Source organism: Cupriavidus sp. C3SS-1, from assembly GCF_057073755.1.
The window spans coordinates 1,965,268-1,985,674 of record NZ_CP172700.1 but is presented as its reverse complement, the minus strand read 5'-3'; the positions used below and the strand labels follow the sequence as shown (position 1 = coordinate 1,985,674).

General features: G+C 69.3%; 21 protein-coding genes. 19 read left to right on the top strand and 2 right to left on the bottom strand.

Features of this window, described 5'->3' with window-relative positions:
- Positions 1-28 precede the first annotated feature (28 nt).
- Genes ACIGJC_RS25145 through ACIGJC_RS25135 form a run of 3 tightly spaced genes read left to right on the top strand, consistent with a single transcriptional unit; the run spans position 29 to position 2,086 of the window.
- Positions 29-448, top strand: coding sequence for a nuclear transport factor 2 family protein (locus tag ACIGJC_RS25145; protein ID WP_483712107.1), 420 nt, complete (start codon positions 29-31; stop codon positions 446-448).
- Complete coding sequence (locus ACIGJC_RS25140; protein WP_483712106.1) at positions 445-1,302, top strand: SDR family NAD(P)-dependent oxidoreductase; 858 nt, start codon at positions 445-447, stop codon at positions 1,300-1,302. The genes ACIGJC_RS25145 and ACIGJC_RS25140 overlap by 4 nt, the downstream gene beginning before the upstream one ends.
- 25 nt (positions 1,303-1,327) lie before the next feature.
- Positions 1,328-2,086 (top strand): SDR family oxidoreductase, encoded by a 759-nt coding sequence (locus ACIGJC_RS25135; protein WP_483712105.1) that lies wholly within the window; start codon positions 1,328-1,330, stop codon positions 2,084-2,086.
- 45 nt (positions 2,087-2,131) lie between these two features.
- Here the strand turns inward: ACIGJC_RS25135 and ACIGJC_RS25130 are convergent, their stop codons facing one another.
- Together ACIGJC_RS25130 and ACIGJC_RS25125 are read right to left on the bottom strand one after the other, a co-directional pair.
- Positions 2,132-3,031, bottom strand: coding sequence for an NAD-dependent epimerase/dehydratase family protein (locus ACIGJC_RS25130; RefSeq protein ID WP_483712104.1), 900 nt, complete (start codon positions 3,029-3,031; stop codon positions 2,132-2,134).
- Between the two features lie 41 nt (positions 3,032-3,072).
- Positions 3,073-3,903: an SDR family NAD(P)-dependent oxidoreductase gene (locus ACIGJC_RS25125; RefSeq protein ID WP_483712103.1), complete on the bottom strand. Its 831-nt coding sequence runs from the start codon at positions 3,901-3,903 to the stop codon at positions 3,073-3,075.
- 200 nt (positions 3,904-4,103) lie between these two features.
- Here ACIGJC_RS25125 and ACIGJC_RS25120 point away from each other — a divergent pair, with 200 nt between their 5' ends.
- The 16 genes from ACIGJC_RS25120 (at position 4,104) to ACIGJC_RS25045 (ending at position 20,330) form a co-directional block, all read left to right on the top strand.
- Positions 4,104-5,291, top strand: coding sequence for a helix-turn-helix transcriptional regulator (locus ACIGJC_RS25120; RefSeq protein WP_483712102.1), 1,188 nt, complete (start codon positions 4,104-4,106; stop codon positions 5,289-5,291).
- A 411-nt stretch (positions 5,292-5,702) separates the two neighbouring features.
- A complete protein-coding gene (locus ACIGJC_RS25115; RefSeq protein ID WP_483712101.1) occupies positions 5,703-6,599 on the top strand; it encodes a VOC family protein in 897 nt (298 codons plus the stop codon).
- A 26-nt stretch (positions 6,600-6,625) separates the two neighbouring features.
- Positions 6,626-7,516: a CoA transferase subunit A gene (locus tag ACIGJC_RS25110; protein WP_483712100.1), complete on the top strand. Its 891-nt coding sequence runs from the start codon at positions 6,626-6,628 to the stop codon at positions 7,514-7,516.
- Positions 7,517-7,551: 35 nt separating this feature from the next.
- Positions 7,552-8,352, top strand: a complete 801-nt coding sequence (locus tag ACIGJC_RS25105; RefSeq protein WP_483712099.1) for a CoA-transferase subunit beta — start codon at positions 7,552-7,554, stop codon at positions 8,350-8,352.
- A gap of 7 nt (positions 8,353-8,359) precedes the next feature.
- Positions 8,360-9,259, top strand: a complete 900-nt coding sequence (locus ACIGJC_RS25100; protein ID WP_483712098.1) for an enoyl-CoA hydratase — start codon at positions 8,360-8,362, stop codon at positions 9,257-9,259.
- Entirely contained in the window at positions 9,256-10,338 is a 1,083-nt protein-coding gene (locus tag ACIGJC_RS25095; protein ID WP_483712097.1) for an NAD(P)H-dependent flavin oxidoreductase, read from the top strand. Before ACIGJC_RS25100 ends, ACIGJC_RS25095 begins: the two co-directional genes overlap by 4 nt.
- 24 nt (positions 10,339-10,362) lie before the next feature.
- Positions 10,363-11,157 (top strand): enoyl-CoA hydratase family protein, encoded by a 795-nt coding sequence (locus ACIGJC_RS25090; protein WP_483712096.1) that lies wholly within the window; start codon positions 10,363-10,365, stop codon positions 11,155-11,157.
- Positions 11,147-12,313 (top strand): acyl-CoA dehydrogenase family protein, encoded by a 1,167-nt coding sequence (locus ACIGJC_RS25085; RefSeq protein ID WP_483712095.1) that lies wholly within the window; start codon positions 11,147-11,149, stop codon positions 12,311-12,313. Before ACIGJC_RS25090 ends, ACIGJC_RS25085 begins: the two co-directional genes overlap by 11 nt.
- A 30-nt stretch (positions 12,314-12,343) precedes the next feature.
- Entirely contained in the window at positions 12,344-13,411 is a 1,068-nt protein-coding gene (locus ACIGJC_RS25080; protein ID WP_483712094.1) for an acyl-CoA dehydrogenase family protein, read from the top strand.
- Positions 13,412-13,431: 20 nt separating this feature from the next.
- Complete coding sequence (locus ACIGJC_RS25075; protein WP_483712093.1) at positions 13,432-14,583, top strand: acetyl-CoA C-acetyltransferase; 1,152 nt, start codon at positions 13,432-13,434, stop codon at positions 14,581-14,583.
- A gap of 10 nt (positions 14,584-14,593) precedes the next feature.
- Positions 14,594-15,469 carry an SDR family oxidoreductase gene (locus tag ACIGJC_RS25070; protein ID WP_483712092.1) on the top strand — a complete coding sequence of 292 codons (876 nt, stop codon included), beginning with the start codon at positions 14,594-14,596 and terminating at the stop codon, positions 15,467-15,469.
- 11 nt (positions 15,470-15,480) lie between these two features.
- The gene (locus ACIGJC_RS25065; RefSeq protein WP_483712091.1) at positions 15,481-16,656 is read left to right on the top strand and encodes an acyl-CoA dehydrogenase family protein; all 1,176 of its coding nucleotides are present in this window, start codon (positions 15,481-15,483) and stop codon (positions 16,654-16,656) included.
- Positions 16,643-17,845 (top strand): acyl-CoA dehydrogenase family protein, encoded by a 1,203-nt coding sequence (locus ACIGJC_RS25060; RefSeq protein ID WP_483712090.1) that lies wholly within the window; start codon positions 16,643-16,645, stop codon positions 17,843-17,845. The genes ACIGJC_RS25065 and ACIGJC_RS25060 overlap by 14 nt, the downstream gene beginning before the upstream one ends.
- The gene (locus tag ACIGJC_RS25055) at positions 17,842-18,645 is read left to right on the top strand and encodes an SDR family oxidoreductase (RefSeq protein WP_483712089.1); all 804 of its coding nucleotides are present in this window, start codon (positions 17,842-17,844) and stop codon (positions 18,643-18,645) included. Before ACIGJC_RS25060 ends, ACIGJC_RS25055 begins: the two co-directional genes overlap by 4 nt.
- A gap of 10 nt (positions 18,646-18,655) precedes the next feature.
- Positions 18,656-19,111, top strand: coding sequence for a MaoC family dehydratase (locus ACIGJC_RS25050; RefSeq protein ID WP_483712088.1), 456 nt, complete (start codon positions 18,656-18,658; stop codon positions 19,109-19,111).
- A 16-nt stretch (positions 19,112-19,127) separates the two neighbouring features.
- Positions 19,128-20,330, top strand: coding sequence for an acetyl-CoA C-acyltransferase (locus ACIGJC_RS25045; RefSeq protein WP_483712087.1), 1,203 nt, complete (start codon positions 19,128-19,130; stop codon positions 20,328-20,330).
- The last annotated feature ends 77 nt before the right edge of the window (positions 20,331-20,407 follow it).

Genomic DNA, 20,407 nt, shown 5'->3' with positions numbered 1-20,407 from the left:
CGGTCATAACCAAGGAGTGAGCCTGGCCATGTCCGAACTGGAACACAAGCAAGCCATTCACGCGCTGACCTGCCGCTATGCGCAGGCGGTGGACCGGCGCGATTTCCCAAGCCTGGCGGAACTGTTTACGCCCGATGCCCGGCTGACCGGGCCGGGCTTCCGCCTGGACGGACCGCAGGCGATTGCCGGCGGCATGTCGGCAATCGGCCAGTACAGCGCCACGCAGCACCACGTGCACCAGCAACTGGTGACGCTCGATGGCGATACCGCGACCGGCGAGACTTACTGCGTCGCCAACCACCTGTATGAGCAGGACGGCGTGCAGCGCAAGCTCGACTGGGGCATCCGCTACCAGGACCGTTTCGAGCGGTCGCTGGGGCAGTGGCGCATCGCATCGCGCGAACTGGTGGTGGACTGGACGCAGGACCTGCCGCTGCGGGGGGCATGATGACGAACGCTCGTGTACTGGAAGGCAAGACAGCCCTCGTCACCGGCGGTGCCGGTGGCATCGGCGCGGCCAGCGCGCTGGCGCTTCTGCGCGATGGCGCGGCGGTGGTGCTGATGGGCCGGCGCCGCGAAGCGCTGGAAGCGGCACGGCGCGACCTGCTCGCGCAAGTGTCCGGCGCCACGATCGCCATCAGCGCCGGCGACGCTTGCCGCGAGGACGACGTGCAGGCTGCGCTCCGCCAGGCGTGGGCGCTCGAGCGCCGCCTCGACATCGTCGTGGCGACCGTCGGCGGCGGCGGCTTTCGTCCCATGCTGATGCATGACTCGGCGTCACTGATGGCGGAGCTGGAGCTCAATATCGCCAGCGCGTTCCTGGCCGTGCGCCACGCCTCGCCGCTGATGGCGCCGCATGGCGGCTCGATCGTCTGCATCTCGTCGAACGCGGCGCGCATGACCTGCCGCTGGCTGTCGGTGTACTGCGCCGCCAAGGCGGGCCTCGAAGCCTTCGTGCGCGGCGCGGCCGAGGAACTGGCCGGATGCGGCATCCGCGTCAATGCGGTGCGCCCCGGGCTGACCCGCTCCGGAGCCACCGGGCCGATGTTCGACAATCCGGCCATCCTCGACAAGTTCGTCGCCCAGATGCCCCTTGGCCGCGCCGGCGAGCCGGACGATATCGCCAGTGCCGTGCGCTACCTGGCCGGGCCGGAATCGGGCTGGGTCACCGGCCAGAGCCTCGCCGTCGATGGCGGCAGCGAGCTGCGCGGCAATCCCATCCTCGATGAAACCGTAGCGGCGATGTATGGCGAAGCGGCACTGCGCGCGGTGCTGGCCGGCACGATTCCCGACGCGGCGTGAAGCAGGCTATCCAAGGAGAGAAACGATGAATCAGGTCAATGGCAAGGTCGCGCTGATCACCGGCGCGGCCAGTGGGGTGGGGCGCGCCGATGCGCTACTGCTGGCGGCGGAAGGCGCGCGCGTGGTACTCGGCGATGTCGACGAGGACGCCGGGCGCGCGCTCGCGCGCGAGATCGGCGATGCGGCACTGTTCGTCCGCCACGACATCGCCAGTGAAGATGACTGGCGCCAGGCGCTGGCCGCCACGCTGGACCGCTTCGGCCGGCTCGACGTGCTGGTCAACAATGCGGCCATCTGTCCGCTGGGATCGGTCGAGGAGACCTCGCTCGACTGCTGGCGGCAGGTCTTGCGCGTCAATGCCGACGGCTATTTCCTCGGCTGCAAGTTTGGCGTGCAGGCGATGAAGGGCAATCCGGGCGGCGGCTCCATCATCGTGATGTCGTCGGTGGCGGCGCTGGGCGGCTTGCCGATGATGTGCGCGTACAGCGGCGCGAAAGGTGCCGTGACAGCGCTCACGCGCAGCGTGGCCGTGCACTGCAAGCGCAATGGCTACCGCATCCGCTGCAATTCCATCCACCCCGATGGCATCTGGACGCCGATGACGCAGGCACTGGTGCCCGACCTGGACCCGGTGGCGCTGGGTATCGGCACGGACCCGATGGCGCGCATGTGCGAGCCGGAGGATGTGGCCAACCTGGTGCTGTTCCTGGCATCGGATGCGTCGCGCTTCATCAATGGCGCGGAACTGCGCATCGATAACGCGCAGTTGATCTCCGGGCTGTAAGGCCGGGTGCGGCGGCCCGCTTGCGCGGACCGCCGCTGTGCCCGCTTACTGGTACTGCGCCACGATCTCGCTCACCGTGCGCAGGATGTCGCGGCGGCGATAGCCGAGCAGGGCGGTCTCGGCCGCGTCCGGCTCGTAGTAGAGCGTGTTGCCACGGCCGAAGCAGATCGCCGAATCAGGCAGCAAAGGATGCTCCTGGTCGATGACCGGCGGCACCGGACGGCCCGCATCCCGAAAGAACGCGCCGAAGTAGTCCTGGAAGCTCAGGTTCTCGTCGCCGACGAGATAGGCCTTGCCGTTCTCGCCGCGCAACAAGGCACCTTCGATCGCCTCCGACAGCGACATGGCCGAGATGAAATTGACGCCGCCCGGCGGCGCGAAGTCCGGCATCGGCGCAAAGCCGCCCCTGGCGTAGTCGGTATAAGCCTTGAACATCGGGACCGTCAGGCCCGGCACCGTGCCCACGATGAACGGGGCATTGACGCTGCTGACGCGGAACGCATCCGTCGCCAGCGCCCGCACGCCTTCGTCGGCCAGCTTGCGCGAGCGGATGTACGGGTTGTCCTCGACCAGGCGCGGTGCCGCCTGCGGATAGAAGCTGCCGACATGCACTGCGACGCGGATGCCGGCATCGCGCGCGGCGCGGAAGAAGCGCGGCACGCCTTCGACGTTGGCGCGCTCCCAGTGTGCGGCTTCGTCGCCGCCGGGCGGCACGTGGCGCACATCGTTGCCGGCGGCGAATACCAGTGCATCGAAGGCACCGAGCTGCGCCGCGGGGAGGTCATTGGCGATGTAGTCGCAGCGCAGGAAGTCCAGTTCGCCCAGCGGGGTGCCGGACGCGGGGCGGTTGCGGCCGGCGACGGTGACTTCGTGTCCGCGGCTGCGCAGGTGCAGGGCCGCGTGGCCCCCGATCATGCCGGCGCCGCCGACGATCAGAATCTTCATGCTTGTCTCCTTGGTGGGATGGTGTGGCCGCGTGGCGGCCATCAGAGGTTCATGCCGTTGCCGCCGATGACCGGCATGTTGGTCCACGCGCCCTTGGGGTCGCGGTACCAGCCTGCGGCGGCCAGCGCGCCGCCGTTGACATGCAGCGCCGTGCCGGTGATCCACGCGGCGCGCGGGCTGGCCAGGAACAGGATGCCGTCGGCAATGTCCCGTGCCGTGCCGAAGCGGCCCAGCGGGATCCAGCGCGGGATATGGTGCTGATGCTCCGCTGCGACCATCTGCGACACGGGAACTTGCGGGGTTTCGGTGGTCTCGGGGGCGATCAGGTTGACGCGGATGCCCGCCGGCGCCAGCTCCAGCGCCAGGCTCTGCGTGAAGCCGGTAATGGCGGCCTTGAAGGCACCGTAGACGCTGCAGTAAGGAATGCCGCGGAACGCTTCGATCGACGACACGCTGACGATGCTGCCGTCCGCACTGCGTCGCAGCAGCGGCAGCATGGCGCGCGTGACGGTGAAGACGTGGCCGAGGTTGGCGGCGTAGAGACTGGCGATCTCGTCGTCGGTGTAGTGCTCGAACGGCTTGGCGATGCGCAGGAAATCGCCGACGTTGTTGACCAGCACGTCGAGCCGCCCGAAGCGCTGCTCGATCTGCGTGGCGGCATTGCGTATGGTGCCGGCATCGGCGGCGTCGCCCTGTACCACCAGCACGTCGGCGCCGGCCTTGCCCAGCAGCGTGTGGGCATGGTCGGCGCGCTGCGCGTCGATCTCGATGATCGCCACGCGCGCGCCCTGATCCAGAAAGGCTTGCGCGGTGGCGAGCCCGATGCCGGCGCCGCCGCCAGTGACCAGCACGGTCTTGTCGGTGAAATCCATCTCGGTTGCTCTCCTTCGGTTGCACTGCGGGAATGCGGGCATTTGATCCGCGGAGGCTGGGACGGACATCGTCCGATTGCAGGTCAGGGAAAACACCGAGGACCGTCCATGGTCGGGCAGCGTCCCTATAATCTGCGCTGCCCCCAGGTGCCGCAGAGCGCCGGCGGGTACACACGTGGTGTGGAATCAGGAGACAAAGTATGTTGATGGCGACCGTTGGGGCGCAGGAAATGGCGTCGCCCTTGCTTGCGCAGTCGGGCTTGAGCGTCACGCAATTCGGCGCGCTGCTGGCCGCGGTCTATGAAGGGCCGATGGAACCCGTGCCCTGGGGGCACGCGCTTGAAATGCTGCGCAAGCAACTTGACGCCAGCTATGTGAGCTTTATCCTGCGCTCGCCCGCCAGTGACCGCAGCGGCCTGGCGGTGCATGCTTCGGAGCACGGTACCTCGCTGGAGGCGGAGGCGTCGTACAACAGCTACTACTACGCGATCGATCCCTTTATCAACCTGCCCACCGACCGGGCGGTGACGGTAGACGAGGCGCTGGGAGCCGGCAACTGGTGCCGCAGCGAGATCTACCGCCAGTTCCTGCAGCCGCTCGGCGTCCGCTACCTGCTGGGCGCGGATATCCGCACCGACGATGGCGTGGAGTGCCGCCTGCGCATCTGCCGCCAGGTCGACGCAGAGGATTTCTCCGAAGTCGACAAGGCGACCTGCGGGGCCATCCTGCCGCACCTGAAGCGCGCGATCCGGCTGCATTCCCGGCTCGATGTGGTCGAATCGGAGCGCTCGCTCTATGCGGGCGCGATCGACCGCATGCTGGTGGGCATGGTGATCCTCGACGCCGCGGGCAAGATACTCAAGAAGAATGCGGAGGCCGACGAGATCCTGGCGGATAACGACGGCATCCGCCTGAACGGGAACACCTTCGAGATTGCCTACGCTCAGGAAAGCCGCAAGTTCCAGTACCTGCTGCGCCGCGCGCAACTGGGACACCACGGCACCGAACCGGCGCTGGCGGAAGCCATGTCGATCACCCGACCGTCGGGGCGCGGCAAGCTAGGCGTGCTGATCCGCACCATTCCGCTGAGCGAATGGTCGGAGGAGAACCGGCACCGGCCCGCCTGCGCGGTCTTTATCCGCGATCCCGAGCGCAAGTCGCGCGCCTCGCACGAGGTGGTGCGCAAGCTGTTCGACCTCACGCCCGCCGAAACCGCGCTGGCACTGGTGCTTGCCGACGGCATGACGCTCGACGAAGCCGCCGAGGCACTTGGCACCAGCAAGAACACGGCACGTGCCCACCTGCGCTCGATCTTCTCCAAGACGGGAGTGACGCGGCAGGCCACGCTGGTGCGCATGCTGCTGAGCAGTGTCGTGACGCTCGGCTGAACGCCGCCGCGCGGTACCACGGCAGACCGATCGGCGGATGAGCGCTGCCGTCCGCGCGCCCGGCAGGCGAGGAGCATTGCATGCGTCCGCCTCGTCACGGAACCCCCGCCGATCGGCGATACACGCTTCCCGGCCGCGCCAGGCGAGCGCGCGCCCGGCATTGCGCGACTGGCCTTCCTGAGGCGGCCGCCCCACCCCAGCGCAACGTCCAGACCATGATAGGGGGCCGCCAGCGCCTCATCGACGTCGACAGGATCCTCGCGGTTCCGGCCAGCCGGTACCTCGTCCGCCGCGCCAGCGCCTGAATCCGGCACCGGATCGGCTAGTCCCACTGGACGATGTGCCGGGTAGCCGTGCACGGAAGAATAGGTCTCATCAGCCAGCAGTGGCAACGAACCTGAGGAGACCCGCATGTTGGATATCCGTGCGCTTGGCTACATCGTGGTCGAGTCCACCGACCTGGGGCAATGGCGGCAGTATGCGGAGCAGGTGCTCGGCATGACCTGCTCCGGCGCCCCCGGCGGTGCCCTGTACGTGAAGATGGACGAGCGCGACTACCGCTACCTGTTGGTGCCGGGCGCGCGCGACCGCTACCTGGCATCCGGGTGGGAACTGGCCGACGAGCTGGCCTACCGGCACGCGCTCGAGACGCTGCGCCAGGCCAGCGTGGAAGTCGTGCATGCCAGCGCCGCGGAAGTGGCGCAGCGCCGCGTGCAGGCCATGGCATGGTTCACCGATCCGTCGGGCAACCGCCACGAGATCTCCTGGGGCATGCGTTCGGACTTCCTGCGCTTTGTCTCGCCGGTCGGCGTGCCCCGCTTCATCACCGATCCGATGGGCGCGGGCCATGCCGTGCTGCCGGCACCGGCATTCGACGAGACCTACGCCTTCCTGCGTGACGTGATGGGTTTCGGCCTGTCCGACATCTTCCGCGTGCGCTTTACCAGCGATCCCAACGAGCCGGAAAAGCGCATCCATTTCATGCACTGCGCCAACGGCCGCCACCATAGCCTGGCGATCTTCGAGATGCCTTCCGAGGCCGGCTGCATCCACGTGATGGCCGAAGTGCCGGACATGGCCGAGGTAGGCCGTGCGCTCGATCGCGTGCAGCAGCACGGCGTGAAGCTGTCCGCCACGCTGGGCCAGCACTGCAACGACCGCATGACCTCGTTCTACATGAAGACCCCCGGGGGCTTCGACCTCGAATACGGCCATGGCGGCCTGGTGGTGGACTGGGGCCACCACGCCGCCTACGAAGCCACGCGCGTGAGCCTGTGGGGACACGACTTCAGCATCGGATACCGCTAAAGAGCGCCAAACACCGCTACAACGCCATGACCAAGACTATCGACAAGACCATGAGCGCGGCCGACGTGGTCGGCCAGCTCCACGATGGCATGACCATCGGTATCGGCGGCTGGGGCCCGCGCCGCAAGCCGATGGCGCTGGTGCGCGAGATCCTGCGCTCGCCGCTGAAAGACCTGACCGTGGTCGGCTACGGCGGCCCCGAAGTGGGCATGCTGTGCGCGGCCGGCAAGGTGCGCCGTCTGGTATTCGGCTTCGTCTCGCTCGACGTGATTCCGCTCGAGCCCTACTTCCGCCAGGCGCGCGAGCGCGGCCTGCTGGAGGTAACCGAACTCGATGAAGGCATGCTGCAACTCGGCCTGCGCGCGGCTGCCGCGCGCCTGCCGTTCCTGCCGACGCGCTCCGCGCTGGGCACCGACGTGCTGGCGAAGAACCCGCAGCTGAAAACGGTGCGCTCGCCCTATGCCGACGGCGAGGTGCTGGTGGCGATGCCCGCCATCGCGCTCGACGCCGCGCTGCTGCATGTGAACGAGAGCGACGTGCTTGGCAATACCCGCATCGACGGCCCCGATCCGTTCTTCGACGAATGGTTCGCGCGCGCTGCGCAGCGCTGCTACGTGAGCTGCGAAACGCTGCACCCCCGCCTCGAGGAAGTAGACCTGGCACACGCTCGCAACAACCCGTTCGAACGCTCGCTGGTGACGGGCGTGGTGCACGCGCCCGCCGGTGCCCATCCCACTTCCTGCGCGCCCGCGTATGGCTGGGACCTGCCCGCGCTGAAGGCGTACTGCGCCAGTGCCGAGGCCGACGACGGTTTCCGCAAGTATCGCGATGAGGTCGTGGGCGCCAGCGAGGCGGCCTACCTGGAGCGCATCGGTGGCCTCGGCCACGTGCATGACCTGCCGCTGCCCGTCCTTTGAACCGCCGTTTGAACCCGCCAACCCAAGGAGCGACCGTGAGCGCCACTTATGAATTCACCCGCGCGGAGCTGATGATCGCCGCCGCCGCCCGCGCCTGGACCGACGACGGCGAAGTGCTGGCCACCGGTATCGGCACCGGCCCGCGCATCGCCGCCGGCCTGGCGCGGCTTGCGCACAACCCGGGCCTGCTGATGACCGACGGCGAAGCCTACCTGGTCGAGACGCCGGTGCCGCTGGGCCCGCGCGAGCCCGGCTACAAGGTACGCGCCAGCGGCTGGATGGGCTATTCGCGCGTGTTCGACTGCCTGTGGGGCGGCCGCCGCCACGCGCTGGTGATGCCGACCCAGATCGACCGCTTCGGCCAGGCCAATATCTCGTGCCTGGGCGGCACGCATGCGCAGCCCAAGACCCAGCTGCTGGGCGCGCGCGGCTTTCCCGGCAACAGCATCAACCACGCCAATTCCTTCTTCGTGCCCGGGCACAGCACGCGCGCGTTCGTCGGCGGCGAAGTCGACATGGTCTGCAGCGCCGGCTACAACCCGGCGCGCCAGATCGAAGGCATGCGCAGCTTCGTCGACCTGCGCGTGATCGTCACCGACCTGTGCGTGATGGACTTCGGCGGACCTGACCATGCCATCCGCGTGCGCTCGCTGCACCCGGGCGTGAGCCTCGAGCAGGTGCAGGCGGCCACCGGCTTTGCGCTGGCCAATGCCGCCGGCGAAGCCTTGCCGCAAACCGCGCCGCCGACGGCCGAGGAACTGCGGCTGATCGCTCTGCTCGATCCGCACAACCTGCGCGCCACGATCGTGCGCGGCAACCCTTCCGGACGCGCCTGAGACCGACATGACAACGCCAGCCATCGAACCCACCGAAGCCGTTGCCCTGGGGCCCAACGCCGAGGTGCTCTACAGCGTCGCGGACGGCATCGCCACCGTGACCATGAACCGGCCGCAGTACCACAACGCGCAGAACTCGAAGATGACGTATGCGCTGGACGAGGCCTACCGGCGCGCTGCCGCCGACGACGCGGTCAAGGTGATCGTGCTGCGCGGCGCCGGCAAGCATTTCTCGGCCGGGCACGACATCGGCACGCCGGGGCGCGACATCAACGAATCGTTCGAGCGTGCCTCGCTCTGGTATGACCACGTCAACAAGCCCGGCGGCGAGTTCCTTTATGCACGCGAGCAGGAGGTCTACCTGGGCATGTGCCGGCGCTGGCGCGAACTGCCCAAGCCCACGATCGCGATGGTGCACGGCGCATGCGTTGCCGGCGGGCTGATGCTGGCCTGGGTGTGCGACCTGATCGTGGCCTCGGACGATGCCTTCTTCGCCGATCCCGTGGTGCGCATGGGTATTCCCGGCGTGGAGTACTTCGCGCATCCATACGAGCTGCACCCGCGCATCGCCAAGGAATTCCTGTTCCTGGGCGAGCGCATGGGCGCCGAGCGCGCCGAGCGCATGGGCATGGTCAACCGCGTGGTGCCGCGTGAAGCGCTGGAGGAGTCGGTCTACGGCATGGCAGCCAAGGTCGCGCAGATGCCGCGGCTGGGCCTGACGCTGACCAAGCAGGCGATCAACCATGTGGAAGACCTGCAAGGCAAGCGCACGGCGATGGACGCGGTGTTTGCCTGGCACCACTTCGCCCATGCGCACAACGAACTGGTCAGCGGCGACAAGCTCGGCGGCTATGACGCGCGTGCTATGGCGGCCTCGCAACGCACCGGCGGCGAGGACAAGGCATGAGTAACACGAGCCTGCACACCGTGCTGTGCGACCTGCTGGGCTGCCGCTATCCCATCGTCCAGACGGCGATGGGCTGGGTGGCGGACGCGAAGCTGGTCGCGGCCAGCGCCAACGCCGGAGCGTTCGGCTTCCTGGCCGGCGCAACGATCCCGCCCGGCGAGGTCGAGCGCGAGATCCTGCGGGTCCGCGCGCTCAGCGACCGGCCGTTTGGCATCAACTTCCACATGTTCCAGACCAACGCGGACGAAGTCATCGAGATGGCGATCCGTCACCGGCTGCGCGCGGTCAGCTACGGCCGTGGGCCGGACGCGAAGATGGTCGGCCGGCTCAAGGCGGCGGGCATCGTTTGCATGCCGACGGTCGGCGCAGCGAAGCACGCGGCCAAGGCGGTCGAACTGGGCGCGGATGTGGTTACGGTGCAAGGCGGCGAGGGCGGCGGGCATACCGGCGGCACGCCGACGACCTTGCTGCTGCCACAGGTGCTGGACAGCGTCAGCGTCCCCGTGGTGGCGGCTGGCGGTTTCTACGACGGCCGCGGGCTGGCCGCGGCGCTGGCCTACGGCGCGGCCGGCGTGGCCATGGGCACGCGTTTCCTGATGTCGGCCGAGTCGCCGGTGCCGGCACAGACGCTGGAGCGCTACGTCAAGGTGCGCGACCCGGGCCAGATCCGCGTGTCGCTGGCCATCGACGGGCTGCCGCAGCGGATGATCGACAACCCCTTGCTGCTTGAACTGGAGAAGGCAGGTCCCTTGCGGCGCACCTGGCTGGCGCTCGCGGCCGCGCGCAAATGGCAGGCGCGCACCGGTATGCGCAGCGCGCAGATGCTGGCCACCGCCTGGCGCGCCATGCGCGAGCAGGACTACAGCGCCGCGCAGACGCTGATGGCGGCCAACGCGCCGGTGCTGATCCAGCGCGCGATGGTGGAGGGCTGCCCGGACGAGGGCGTGCTGCCGAGCGGCCAGGCAGCCGCCGCCATCGGCGCGATCGAATCGTGCGAGCAGATCGTTGCCGGCATTGCCGCGCAGGCGCAGGCACGGCTTGCGGTGCTGGCGGGGGCGGGGCTGGCTGCAGCAGCCTGATCCACAGACAGAGGACACCAATACATGAACCACAAGACTGCGCCTTTCCGCATCGACACCGCCGACGGCATTGCCGAACTGGTGATCGACCATCCGCCCGTCAACGCGCTCGACAACGCCGGCTGGCACGCGCTGGCCGCCGCCATCGACCGCCTCGGCGCCGACCCCGCCGTGCGCGTGATCGTGCTGCGCGGCGAAGGCCGTGGCTTTTGCGCGGGCGTCGACATCAAGGAGCTGTCGGCGCACCCGGAGCGCATCGTTGACGTCAACGCCGGCAACTACGCCACCTTCCGCGCTGTGCACCGCAATCCCAAGCCGGTCATCGTGGCCGTGCACGGCTTCGTGCTGGGCGGCGGCATCGGCATCTGCGGCGCGGCCGACATCATCGTGGCGTCGGAGTGCGCGCGCTTTGGCGTGCCCGAGATCGACCGTGGAGCGATGGGCGGCGGCGCGCACCTGCAGCGCATGTTCGGCGTGCAGAAGGTCAGGGCGATGTACTTCACCGGCGAGATGATCGATGCCGCCGAGGCCTACCGCCTTGGCGCGGTCGAGCGAGTGGTGTCCCGCGCTGGGCTGCGCGACGCCGCCATGACCCTGGCCCGCCAGATTGCGGCCAAGAGCCCGGCCATGCTGCAGCTGGCCAAGGAAGCGCTCAACGGCGTGGAAGACGGCAACCTCGAGGACAAGTACCGCTGGGAGCAGGGCTTCACGCTGCAGGCCTATATGAGCGCGGACTCCGGCGAGGCGCGCGCCGCCTTCGTCGAAGGCCGCGAAGCTGCGTTCGCGGGTTCTGCACAAGGGGCGCGCAATGCAGCTTGAATACACCGACGCCCAGGGCGCGTTCCGCGCCGAGGTGCGCGACTGGATGGCCGCGCACGTGCCGCGCACGCCGCTGGCCAGCTTCGATACCGAGGAGGGCTTTGCCCAGCACCGCGCGTGGGAAGCCACGCTCAACCAGGGACGCTGGAGCATGGTCACGTGGCCGGCCGAACTGGGCGGCCGCGGGTGCGACCTGATCGAGTGGCTGATCTTCGAGGAAGAGTACTGGCGCGCCGGCGCGCCGATGCGCGTCAACCAGAACGGCATCTTCCTGCTCGGGCCCACGCTGATGGAGTTCGGCACCGAGGCGCAGAAGGCGCGCTTCCTGCCGCGCATGGCCTCGGGCGAGCATATCTGGGCGCAGGGCTGGTCCGAGCCGAACGCCGGCTCCGACATGGCCGCGATCCGCTGCAGCGCGATCCGCGATGGCGATGACTATGTGATCAACGGCCAGAAGATCTGGTCGACGCGCGCGGTGTGGGCGGACTGGCTGTTCGGGCTGTTCCGCACCGATCCGACCTCGACGCGCCACCACGGGCTCACCTTCGTGCTGGTGCCGCTGAATACGCCGGGCATCACCGTGCGCCCGATCCGCCAGCTCAACGGGCAGACCGGCTTTGCCGAGATCTTCTTCGACGACGTGCGCGTGCCGGTGGAGAACCGCCTGGCCGCCGAAGGTGCGGGCTGGCAGGTGGCGATGGCGACGGCCGGCTTCGAGCGCGGCCTGATGCTGCGTTCGCCTGCGCGCTTCCAGGAAACCGCGCGTGCGCTGGTCAAGCTGTACCAGGCCAACCGCGAGGCGGCGGACCGCGACCCCTCGCTGCGCGACGCGGTGTTGCGCGCATGGATGGACGCCGAGGCCTACACGCTGTCCACCTACGCCACCGCCAGCCGGCTGGTGCGCGGCGGCCATATCGGCGCGGAGTCGAGCACGAACAAGGTGTTCTGGTCCGAACTGGACATCCATATGCACGACACCGCGCTGGCCATCCTCGGGCAGGCGGCGGAAGTCGCGCCCGCTGGCCAGCCGCCTGGTTCGCTCGGGCACTGGCTGGACGGGTTCCTGTTCTCGCAGGCCGGGCCGATCTATGCAGGCACCAACGAGATCCAGCGCAATATCGTCGCCGAGCGCCTGCTCGGCATGCCGCGCGCATAGCAAAGCATCAGGGCACCCGGGGGAAACACGATGGATTTCACACTGACTGAAGACCAGGAACAGTTCGCCGAGGCGATCCGGCGCTTCCTGATGACAGAGATGACGCCGGAACTGACGCGCGAACTCTGGAACACCGACACGGGCCGCTCCGATGCGCTGTGGCGCCAGCTTGCCGACCAGGGACTGGCCGGCCTGATGGTGCCGCAGGAGCAGGGCGGACTGGCGCTGGGAGAGGTGGAGTGGGCGCCGCTGGCGCAGGCATGCGGCTATTTCGCACTGCCCGAGCCCTTGCTCGACACCGCGCTGGTGGCGGCCGGGCTGCTGCGCGATGCCCTGGCCGTCGCTCCACATGCGTCGGCGCGCGAGCGCTGCGCGACGTTGCTTGAGCGCATTGCCTCGGGCGATGCCCGCGTGGCGGTCGCGCATCCGCAGGAGCGGCTGGTGGCCGACGCCCATGTCGCCGACGCCATCCTGTGCGCTCACGAAGGCGCTGTCCACCTGCTGCGGCAGGACCAGGTCACGCTGACGGCGCGTACCGCGCTCGATCCTTCGCGCCGGCTGTTCGAGCTGGCGTGGACGCCGACCGCGGAGACGGAACTGATCCCCGCCGGCACCGGCCTGTGGGACATGGCGCTGAACCGCGGTGCGCTCGGCGTGGCCGCGCAGCAGCTGGGGCTGACGCAGCGCATGCTCGACCTGGCGATCGACTACAGCGCGCAGCGCAAGCAGTTCGGCAAAGCCATCGGCGGCTACCAGGCAGTCAAGCATTTGCTGGCCGACGTGGCGATCCAGCTTGAGTTCGCCAAGCCGGTGCTGCTGCGCGCCGCGGCCGCGCTCGCGCATGGCCTGCCCGATGCGGGCTTGCACGTTTCACATGCCCGCGTAGCGGCTGCGCGCTGTGCGTGGACCGCGGCGCGCCAGGCTATCCAGGTGCATGGCGCGATGGGCTACACCTGGGAACTGGACCTGCAGATCTTCACCAAGCGGGCCTGGGCGCTGGCGGGAAGCTGGGGCGACCGCGCTTTCCACAAGGCACGCGTGGGCGCGCACATCCTGGATGGCGCATACGACATCGGCGCCGGAGCGACCTTCGCCTGAATCCAAAGAGAGCAATGAACATGAAAGACGCCTATATCGTTGATGCCCTGCGCACGCCCACCGGGCGCCGCAAGGGCGGACTGTCGCACATGCACGGGGCCGACCTGGGCGGCTTCGTGCTGGCCGAGCTGGTGCGCCGCAACGGCATTCCGGCAGAGGATTACGACGACGTGGTGTTCGGCTGCGTCGACACCATCGGGCCGTTGGCTGGCAATATCGCGCGCAGCGCATGGCTGGCCGCTGGATTGCCGCTGACCGTGCCGGGCGTGACCGTGGACCGCCAGTGCGGCTCCTCACAACAGGCCGTGCATTTTGCTGCGCAGGCGGTGATGAGCGGCACGCAGGACGTGGTGATCGCCGGCGGCGTGCAGACCATGACGCAGATCCCGATCTCGTCGGCCATGCTGGCCGGGCAGGCACTGGGCTTTGCCGACCCGTTCTCGGGCAGCAAGGGCTGGCAGGCGCGCTTCGGCGATGCGCCGGTATCGCAGTTCCACGCCGCGCAGCGCATTGCCGACCACTGGAAGCTGTCGCGCGAGGCCATGGAAGCCTATGCGCTGGAAAGCCACCAGCGCGCGGCCGCGGCGATCGAAGGCGGCCGCTTCACGCGCGAGATCGTGCCGTGCGAAGGCGTGACGAAGGACGAGACGCCGCGCCCCGATACCACGCTGGCGAAGATGGCCACGCTGGAACCGCTGATGCCGGGCAGTGCGCTGACGGCGGCGGTGTCCAGCCAGACCGCCGATGCGGCTGCCGCGCTGCTGATCGTCTCGGAGGATGCGCTCAAGCGCTACCAGCTCACGCCGCGCGCGCGCATCGCGCATATGAGCGTGCTGGGCGACGACCCGCTGTGGATGCTGACCGCGCCGATTCCGGCGACGAAGCGCGCGCTGGAACGCAGCGGCCTGCGCCTGTCGGACATCGACGTGGTCGAGATCAACGAGGCCTTTGCCTCGGTGGCGATGGCGTGGCTGGCCGAGACCGGCTACGCGCCCGAGCGCACCAACCCCAACGGCGGCGCCATCGCGCTGGGCCACCCGCTCGGCGCCACCGGCGCGCGCCTGATGACCACGCTGCTGCACGAACTGGAACGCACCGGTGGCCGCTATGGCCTGCAGACCATGTGCGAAGGCGGCGGCCTGGCCAACGTCACCATCATCGAACGGCTGTAAGGAGAGCGCCATGGGAATCTGCGACGGACGCACCGTCATCATCACCGGCGCCGGCGGCGGGCTGGGCCGTGCCTATGCGCTGGCATTCGGCGCCGAGGGCGCCAATGTCGTCGTCAACGACATCCGGCGCGAAGCGGCCGAGGCGGTCTGCGCGGAAGTCCGCGCGGCCGGCGGCACCGCGCTGGCCAGCGATGACGACATCACGCAACTGGCCACCGCGCAGCGCATCGTCGATGCCGCGGTCGAAGCCTTCGGCGAGGTACACGTGCTGGTCAACAACGCCGGCATCTGCCGCGACCGCATGTTCCTCAGCCTCACCGAGGCCGACTGGGACGATGTGATGCGCGTCCACCTGCGCGGCCACTTCTGCCTGGCCAACCTGCTGGCCAAACGGTGGCGCGACGCGGCCAAGGCCGGGCGCGCCGTCGACGCGCGCATTATCAACACCAGTTCGGGCGCCGGCCTGCAAGGCTCGGTCGGGCAGTCCAACTACGCCACGGCCAAGGCGGGCATTGCGGCGCTGACGCTGGTGCAGGCAGCGGAACTGGGCCGCTACGGCATTACCGCCAACGCGCTGGCGCCGGCCGCGCGCACCGGCATGACCGAGCAGGTCTTCGCCGACATGATGAAGGCGCCGGAGGGCGGCTTCGACTACTACGATCCGGCCAACGTCGCGCCGCTGGTGGTGTGGCTGGGCAGTGCGGACTCGGCGCAGGTCACCGGGCGCATGTTCGAGGCGGCCGGCGGCATGGTGTCCATGGCCGACGGCTGGCGCACCGGGCCGAAGGCCGACAAGGGCGCACGCTGGCAGCCGGCGGAAGTCGGCGCGGCGGTGGCCGGACTGCTGGCGCAGGCGCAGCCGCCCCAGCCGGTCTACGGAACCTGAGCGCGACGGCCATGGATTTCTCCATTTCTGTCGAACAGCAGATGGTCCGCGACAGCGCGCGCGACTACCTCGCCACGCATAGCGATTCGGCGGCGGTGCGGCGCGTGACCGAGGCCGGGCCGGCACACGACGACGCGCTGTGGCGCGCAATCGCGGGCGAACTCGGCTGGTGCGGCATCGCGCTCCCGGAAGCCGTGGGCGGTGCTGGCCTGGGCGCGCCCGGGCTGGTGCTGCTGCAGGAGCAACTGGGCCAGCGCCTGGCCTGCGTGCCGTTCTGGTCCACGGCCTGCGTCGCGGCGCCGTGGCTGCAGGGCAGCGTCGCGCACAGCGCGCCATGGCTGGAACGGCTGGCGGTTGGCGAGTGCCGTGCCGCCGCCGTGCTGCCGGGCGACGGCGGATGGCACTACGACGGGGTTGCCATCACTGCGCAGGCAAGCGCGGACGGATTCGCACTGGGCGGCGGCGCCGCGCAGGTCGCCGACGCCGCTGGCGCCGACTGGCTGCTGGTGCCGGCCCGGCTTGAAGACGGCACACCCGCGCTGTTCCTGCTGGAACCTGGCGCGCTGGCGGAAGATGCGCGATTCGCACTGGCCGCGCTCGACACGCTCGACCGTACGCGCCCGCTGGCCTCGATGCGGCTGGACGGCCTGGCCGTACCGGCAAGTGCCTGCCTGGCACGTGGCGACGCCGCGGCGCAAGGCCTGGCGCAGGCGTGGTGGCACGGCAAGCTGATGCTGGCGGCCGAGCAGCTCGGCGCGGCCCAGCAGTGCCTGGACCTGACCGTTGCCTATGCGTCGGAGCGCATCCAGTTCGGCCGCGCCATCGCCTCGTTCCAGGCGGTCAAGCACCGCTGCGCGCAGATGATGGTGCTGGTCGAGGCGGCGCGCTCGGCAGTGTATGGCGCGGCGCAGGCATGGGAAGCCGCTGACATGGCGGATGCCCGGATTGAAATCGCCGCCGCCGCCGTCGCCGCCGACGAAGCGCTGCGCTTCGGCGCGCAGGAGGCCATCCAGCTGCATGGCGGCGTCGGCTTCACCTGGGAATACGACCCCCAGCTCTATTTCAAGCGGGCGCAGGCCGCCAGCCACTGGCTGGGCGGTGCGGGTGCCGCGCTCGCCTACCTGGCCGATTTCGTCGATACGCCGATAGCGGCTCGCAAGACTGGAGGACAGCATGACCTCGCATGAAGAGTCGGCATTCCGCGCCGAGGTGGCCCAATGGATGGCCGCCAACCTGGCCGGTGAATTCGCCTGCCTGAAACACCGCGGCGGTCCCGGCGATGAAGATGCCTTCCCCGAGCTGCGCAAGGCGTGGGAACGGCGCCTGGCCGAAGGCGGCTGGACCGGCCTGGGGTGGCCGCGCGCGCATGGCGGACGTGATCTGCCGGTGATGCAGCAGGTGATCTTCCACGAGGAATACGCGCGCGCCGGCGGCCCGGGCCGCATGGGCCATATCGGCGAGGGCCTGATCGGTCCGACGCTGATCGCCTTCGGCACCGAGGACCAGAAGGCGCGCCTGCTGCCCGGCATCCGCAACGGCACCACGTTCTGGTGCCAGGGCTATTCGGAACCCGGCGCGGGCTCGGACCTGGCCAATGTGCGCACGCGCGCGGTACGCGATGCCGCCAGCGGCGACTGGCTGGTCAGCGGCCAGAAGGTGTGGACGTCCCTCGCACACGATTCGGACTGGATCTTCGTGCTGGCGCGCTGCGAGCCTGGCTCGCGCGGCAGCAAGGGCCTGGTCTTCCTGATGCTGCCGCTGGACCAGCCCGGCATCGAGATCCGCCCGATCCGGCAGATGGGCGGTGGCGCCGAGTTCAACGAGGTGTTCTTCGACGGCGCGCGCGCCGCGGGCGCCGACGTGCTGGGCGAGCCCGGCGACGGGTGGCGCATCGCCATGGCGCTGCTGGGCTTCGAACGCGGCATTTCCACGCTGGGCCAGCAGATGCAGTTCACGCATGAGCTGGAGTGGGTGGCGCAGACCGCGCGCGACAACGGCAGCAGCCGCGACGCACTGGTGCGCCAGCGCATCGCGCGCGCCTGGGCCGGACTGCGCGTGATGCGCGCCAACGCGCTGCGCATGCTGGCGGGCGCCGCGCAGGCGGGCCAGGACGGTGGCACCGCGTTGCAGCGCGAGGCGCTGATCTACAAGTACTACTGGTCCAACTGGCACCGCGACCTGGGCCAGCTCGCGCTGGACGTGCTGGGCCCGCTGGCCAATGTGCTGGATGCCAGCGACGCGCGCCGCACGCGCCTGCAGCAGATGGCGCTGTTCTCGCGCGCCGACACCATCTACGCCGGCACCAACGAAATCCAGCTCAACATCATCGCCGAACGCGGCCTCGGCATGCCGCGCGAAGCCAGAGGGCAGTCATGACACAGAACTACGAAGCACCGGCCGCGCCGGCCTATGTGCCCGGCCACCAATTGCTCGCGGGCAAGAGCGTCCTGATCACCGCGGCGGCGGGCGCCGGCATCGGCTTTGCCGCCGCGCGCCGCTGTGCGGAAGAGGGGTGCCGCGCGCTGATGATCTCCGACGTCCATCCCAAACGACTGGACGAAGCGGTAGCGCGGCTGCGCGAGGAAACGGGACTGCAGGCAGTCTACGGCCAGCTCTGCGATGTCTCGGACGAAGCGCAGGTGCGCGCACTTGTGGCTGCCGCGGAAGAGGCGCTTGGCGGCACCGACGTGCTGATCAACAACGCCGGGCTGGGCGGCTCGCGGCGCCTAGTTGATATGGACGATGCCGAGTGGTCGCGCGTCATCGATATTTCCCTCACCGGCACCTTCCGCATGACGCGCGCGATGTTGCCGCACATGCAGGCGCGCCGGCGCGGGGCCATCGTCAACAACGCTTCGGTGCTCGGCTGGCGTGCGCAGAAGGAGCAGTCGCACTACGCCGCGGCCAAGGCCGGCGTGATGGCGCTGACGCGCTGCAGCGCGATGGAGGCCGCCGAGTTTGGCGTGCGCATCAATGCGGTGGCGCCCAGCATCGCGCTGCACGACTTCCTGAAGAAGTCGGCGCCGGCAGATTTGCTGCGTCAACTGAGCGAGCGCGAGGCGTTCGGGCGCGCGGCGGAAGTGTGGGAGGTGGCCAATGTGATGGTGTTTCTGGCTAGTGAGTATGCGTCGTACATGACCGGGGAGGTGTTGCCGGTGAGTAGTCAGAGGGCTTGAGGAAACAGCAATGCCAACAATCTTTCGCTCCGCCGCGGACATCCACGCTGCCGTCGGCCAGCGCCTCGGCGAGAGCGCCTGGACCCGCATCACCCAGGACCAGGTCAACCAGTTCGCCGATGCCACCGGCGACCACCAGTGGCTCCATGTCGACCCGGAGCGCGCCGCGCAAGGCCCCTACGGCGGCTGCATTGCCCACGGCTACCTGACGCTGGCCCTGGTCAACCAGTTCCTGCCGGAACTGGTCACCGTCGAAGGCATGAAGTTCGGCGTCAACTACGGCTGCGACAAGGTCCGCTTCCCGGCGGCAGTGCGCGTCGGCGCGCGCGTGCGCGGCGTGGGCGAACTGGTGCGGGCCGAGACCCTGCCGGGCGGCGTGCAATCGGTGGTGCGCATGACGGTGGAGATCGAAGGCGAGGCCAAGCCCGCCTGCGTGGCCGAGACGATCAGCCGCTACTACTTCTGACCAGAGGGAATCGAACATGAATGAAGCAGTCATTGTCGCCGTCGCGCGCACCCCCATCGGCAAGGCCTTCCGCGGCGCGTTCAACGATACCGAAACGCCGTTGCTGGGCGGGCACGTGGTGCGCGCCGTGGTGGAGCGCGCAGGCGTGGACCCGGCCGAGATCGACGACGTGCTGATCGGCGCCGCCGCGCAGCAGGGCACGCAGGGCTACAACCTGGGCCGCCTGTGCGCGGTCGCGGCAGGTCTGCCCGACAGCGTGCCGGGCATGACCATGGACCGCATGTGCGGCTCGGGCCTGATGACGATCGCCGCAGGTGCTCGTGCGATCCAGTGCGGCGAGGCCGACATCATCGTCGCCGGCGGCGCGGAATCGATCTCGCTGACGCAGAACAAGCACAAGAACAGTTTCCGCGCCCAGTCCGAAGCGGTGCTGGCGCGGCAGCCGGCCGCGTATATGGCCATGATCGAGACCGCCGAGGTGGTGGCGCGCCGCTACGGCATCAGCCGTGCCGAGCAGGACGCCTACGCCTGGCGCAGCCAGCAGCGCACGGCCGAGGCGCAGCGGCGCGGCGCGTTCGACGACGAGATCGTGCCGCTGGAAACGCGCCGCGCGCTGTTCGACAAGACCGGGGCACAGACCGGCCACGAGAGCGTGACGCTGGCACAGGACGAATGCAACCGGCCCGATACCACGGCGGCCAGCCTGGCGGCGCTCAAGCCGGTCTGGAGCGGCGGGCAGGCGGTGGCCGAGGGCGAGCACATCACCGCGGGCAATGCCTCGCAGTTGTCCGACGGCGCCGCCGCGGTGCTGCTGATGAGCGCCGACGAAGCGCGCCGCCGCGGCCTGCGTCCGCTGGGCCGCTATCGCGGCATGGCGGTGGCCGGCTGTGCGCCGGACGAAATGGGCATCGGCCCCGTGTTCGCGGTGCCGAAGCTGCTGGCGCGCTACGGCATGACGGTGGCGGACGTCGGGCTGTGGGAGCTGAACGAGGCCTTTGCCTCCCAGGTGCTGTACTGCCAGCAGAAGCTGGGCATCCCGGATGCGCGGCTGAACGTGAACGGCGGCGCGATCTCGGTCGGGCACCCGTTCGGGATGTCGGGCGCCCGTATGACCGCGCACGCGCTGATCGAGGGCCAGCGCCGCGGCGTGCGGCAGGCGGTGGTGACGATGTGCATTGGCGGCGGCATGGGTGCTGCCGCGCTGTTCGACGTCCTGTAAGTAGAACCGGCGGGAAAGCGGCGGCGTTCCAACTTCAAATCGCTGCCGAAAGCAGCGCCCGGCACGGACGGCCCGCC

Bases quoted from the DNA above. Each gene is read 5' to 3' on its own strand.
- ACIGJC_RS25070 (WP_483712092.1), top strand. From the start codon at position 14,594: ATGGGAATCTGCGACGGACGCACCGTCATCATCACCGGCGCCGGCGGC.
- ACIGJC_RS25085 (WP_483712095.1), top strand. From the start codon at position 11,147: ATGCAGCTTGAATACACCGACGCCCAGGGCGCGTTCCGCGCCGAGGTG.
- ACIGJC_RS25120 (WP_483712102.1), top strand. From the start codon at position 4,104: ATGTTGATGGCGACCGTTGGGGCGCAGGAAATGGCGTCGCCCTTGCTT.
- ACIGJC_RS25065 (WP_483712091.1), top strand. From the start codon at position 15,481: ATGGATTTCTCCATTTCTGTCGAACAGCAGATGGTCCGCGACAGCGCG.
- ACIGJC_RS25130 (WP_483712104.1), bottom strand. From the start codon at position 3,031: ATGAAGATTCTGATCGTCGGCGGCGCCGGCATGATCGGGGGCCACGCG.
- ACIGJC_RS25090 (WP_483712096.1), top strand. From the start codon at position 10,363: ATGAACCACAAGACTGCGCCTTTCCGCATCGACACCGCCGACGGCATT.
- ACIGJC_RS25115 (WP_483712101.1), top strand. From the start codon at position 5,703: ATGTTGGATATCCGTGCGCTTGGCTACATCGTGGTCGAGTCCACCGAC.
- ACIGJC_RS25095 (WP_483712097.1), top strand. From the start codon at position 9,256: ATGAGTAACACGAGCCTGCACACCGTGCTGTGCGACCTGCTGGGCTGC.
- ACIGJC_RS25075 (WP_483712093.1), top strand. From the start codon at position 13,432: ATGAAAGACGCCTATATCGTTGATGCCCTGCGCACGCCCACCGGGCGC.
- ACIGJC_RS25145 (WP_483712107.1), top strand. From the start codon at position 29: ATGTCCGAACTGGAACACAAGCAAGCCATTCACGCGCTGACCTGCCGC.
- ACIGJC_RS25110 (WP_483712100.1), top strand. From the start codon at position 6,626: ATGACCAAGACTATCGACAAGACCATGAGCGCGGCCGACGTGGTCGGC.
- ACIGJC_RS25125 (WP_483712103.1), bottom strand. From the start codon at position 3,903: ATGGATTTCACCGACAAGACCGTGCTGGTCACTGGCGGCGGCGCCGGC.
- ACIGJC_RS25060 (WP_483712090.1), top strand. From the start codon at position 16,643: ATGACCTCGCATGAAGAGTCGGCATTCCGCGCCGAGGTGGCCCAATGG.
- ACIGJC_RS25100 (WP_483712098.1), top strand. From the start codon at position 8,360: ATGACAACGCCAGCCATCGAACCCACCGAAGCCGTTGCCCTGGGGCCC.
- ACIGJC_RS25080 (WP_483712094.1), top strand. From the start codon at position 12,344: ATGGATTTCACACTGACTGAAGACCAGGAACAGTTCGCCGAGGCGATC.
- ACIGJC_RS25050 (WP_483712088.1), top strand. From the start codon at position 18,656: ATGCCAACAATCTTTCGCTCCGCCGCGGACATCCACGCTGCCGTCGGC.
- ACIGJC_RS25135 (WP_483712105.1), top strand. From the start codon at position 1,328: ATGAATCAGGTCAATGGCAAGGTCGCGCTGATCACCGGCGCGGCCAGT.
- ACIGJC_RS25055 (WP_483712089.1), top strand. From the start codon at position 17,842: ATGACACAGAACTACGAAGCACCGGCCGCGCCGGCCTATGTGCCCGGC.
- ACIGJC_RS25045 (WP_483712087.1), top strand. From the start codon at position 19,128: ATGAATGAAGCAGTCATTGTCGCCGTCGCGCGCACCCCCATCGGCAAG.
- ACIGJC_RS25140 (WP_483712106.1), top strand. From the start codon at position 445: ATGATGACGAACGCTCGTGTACTGGAAGGCAAGACAGCCCTCGTCACC.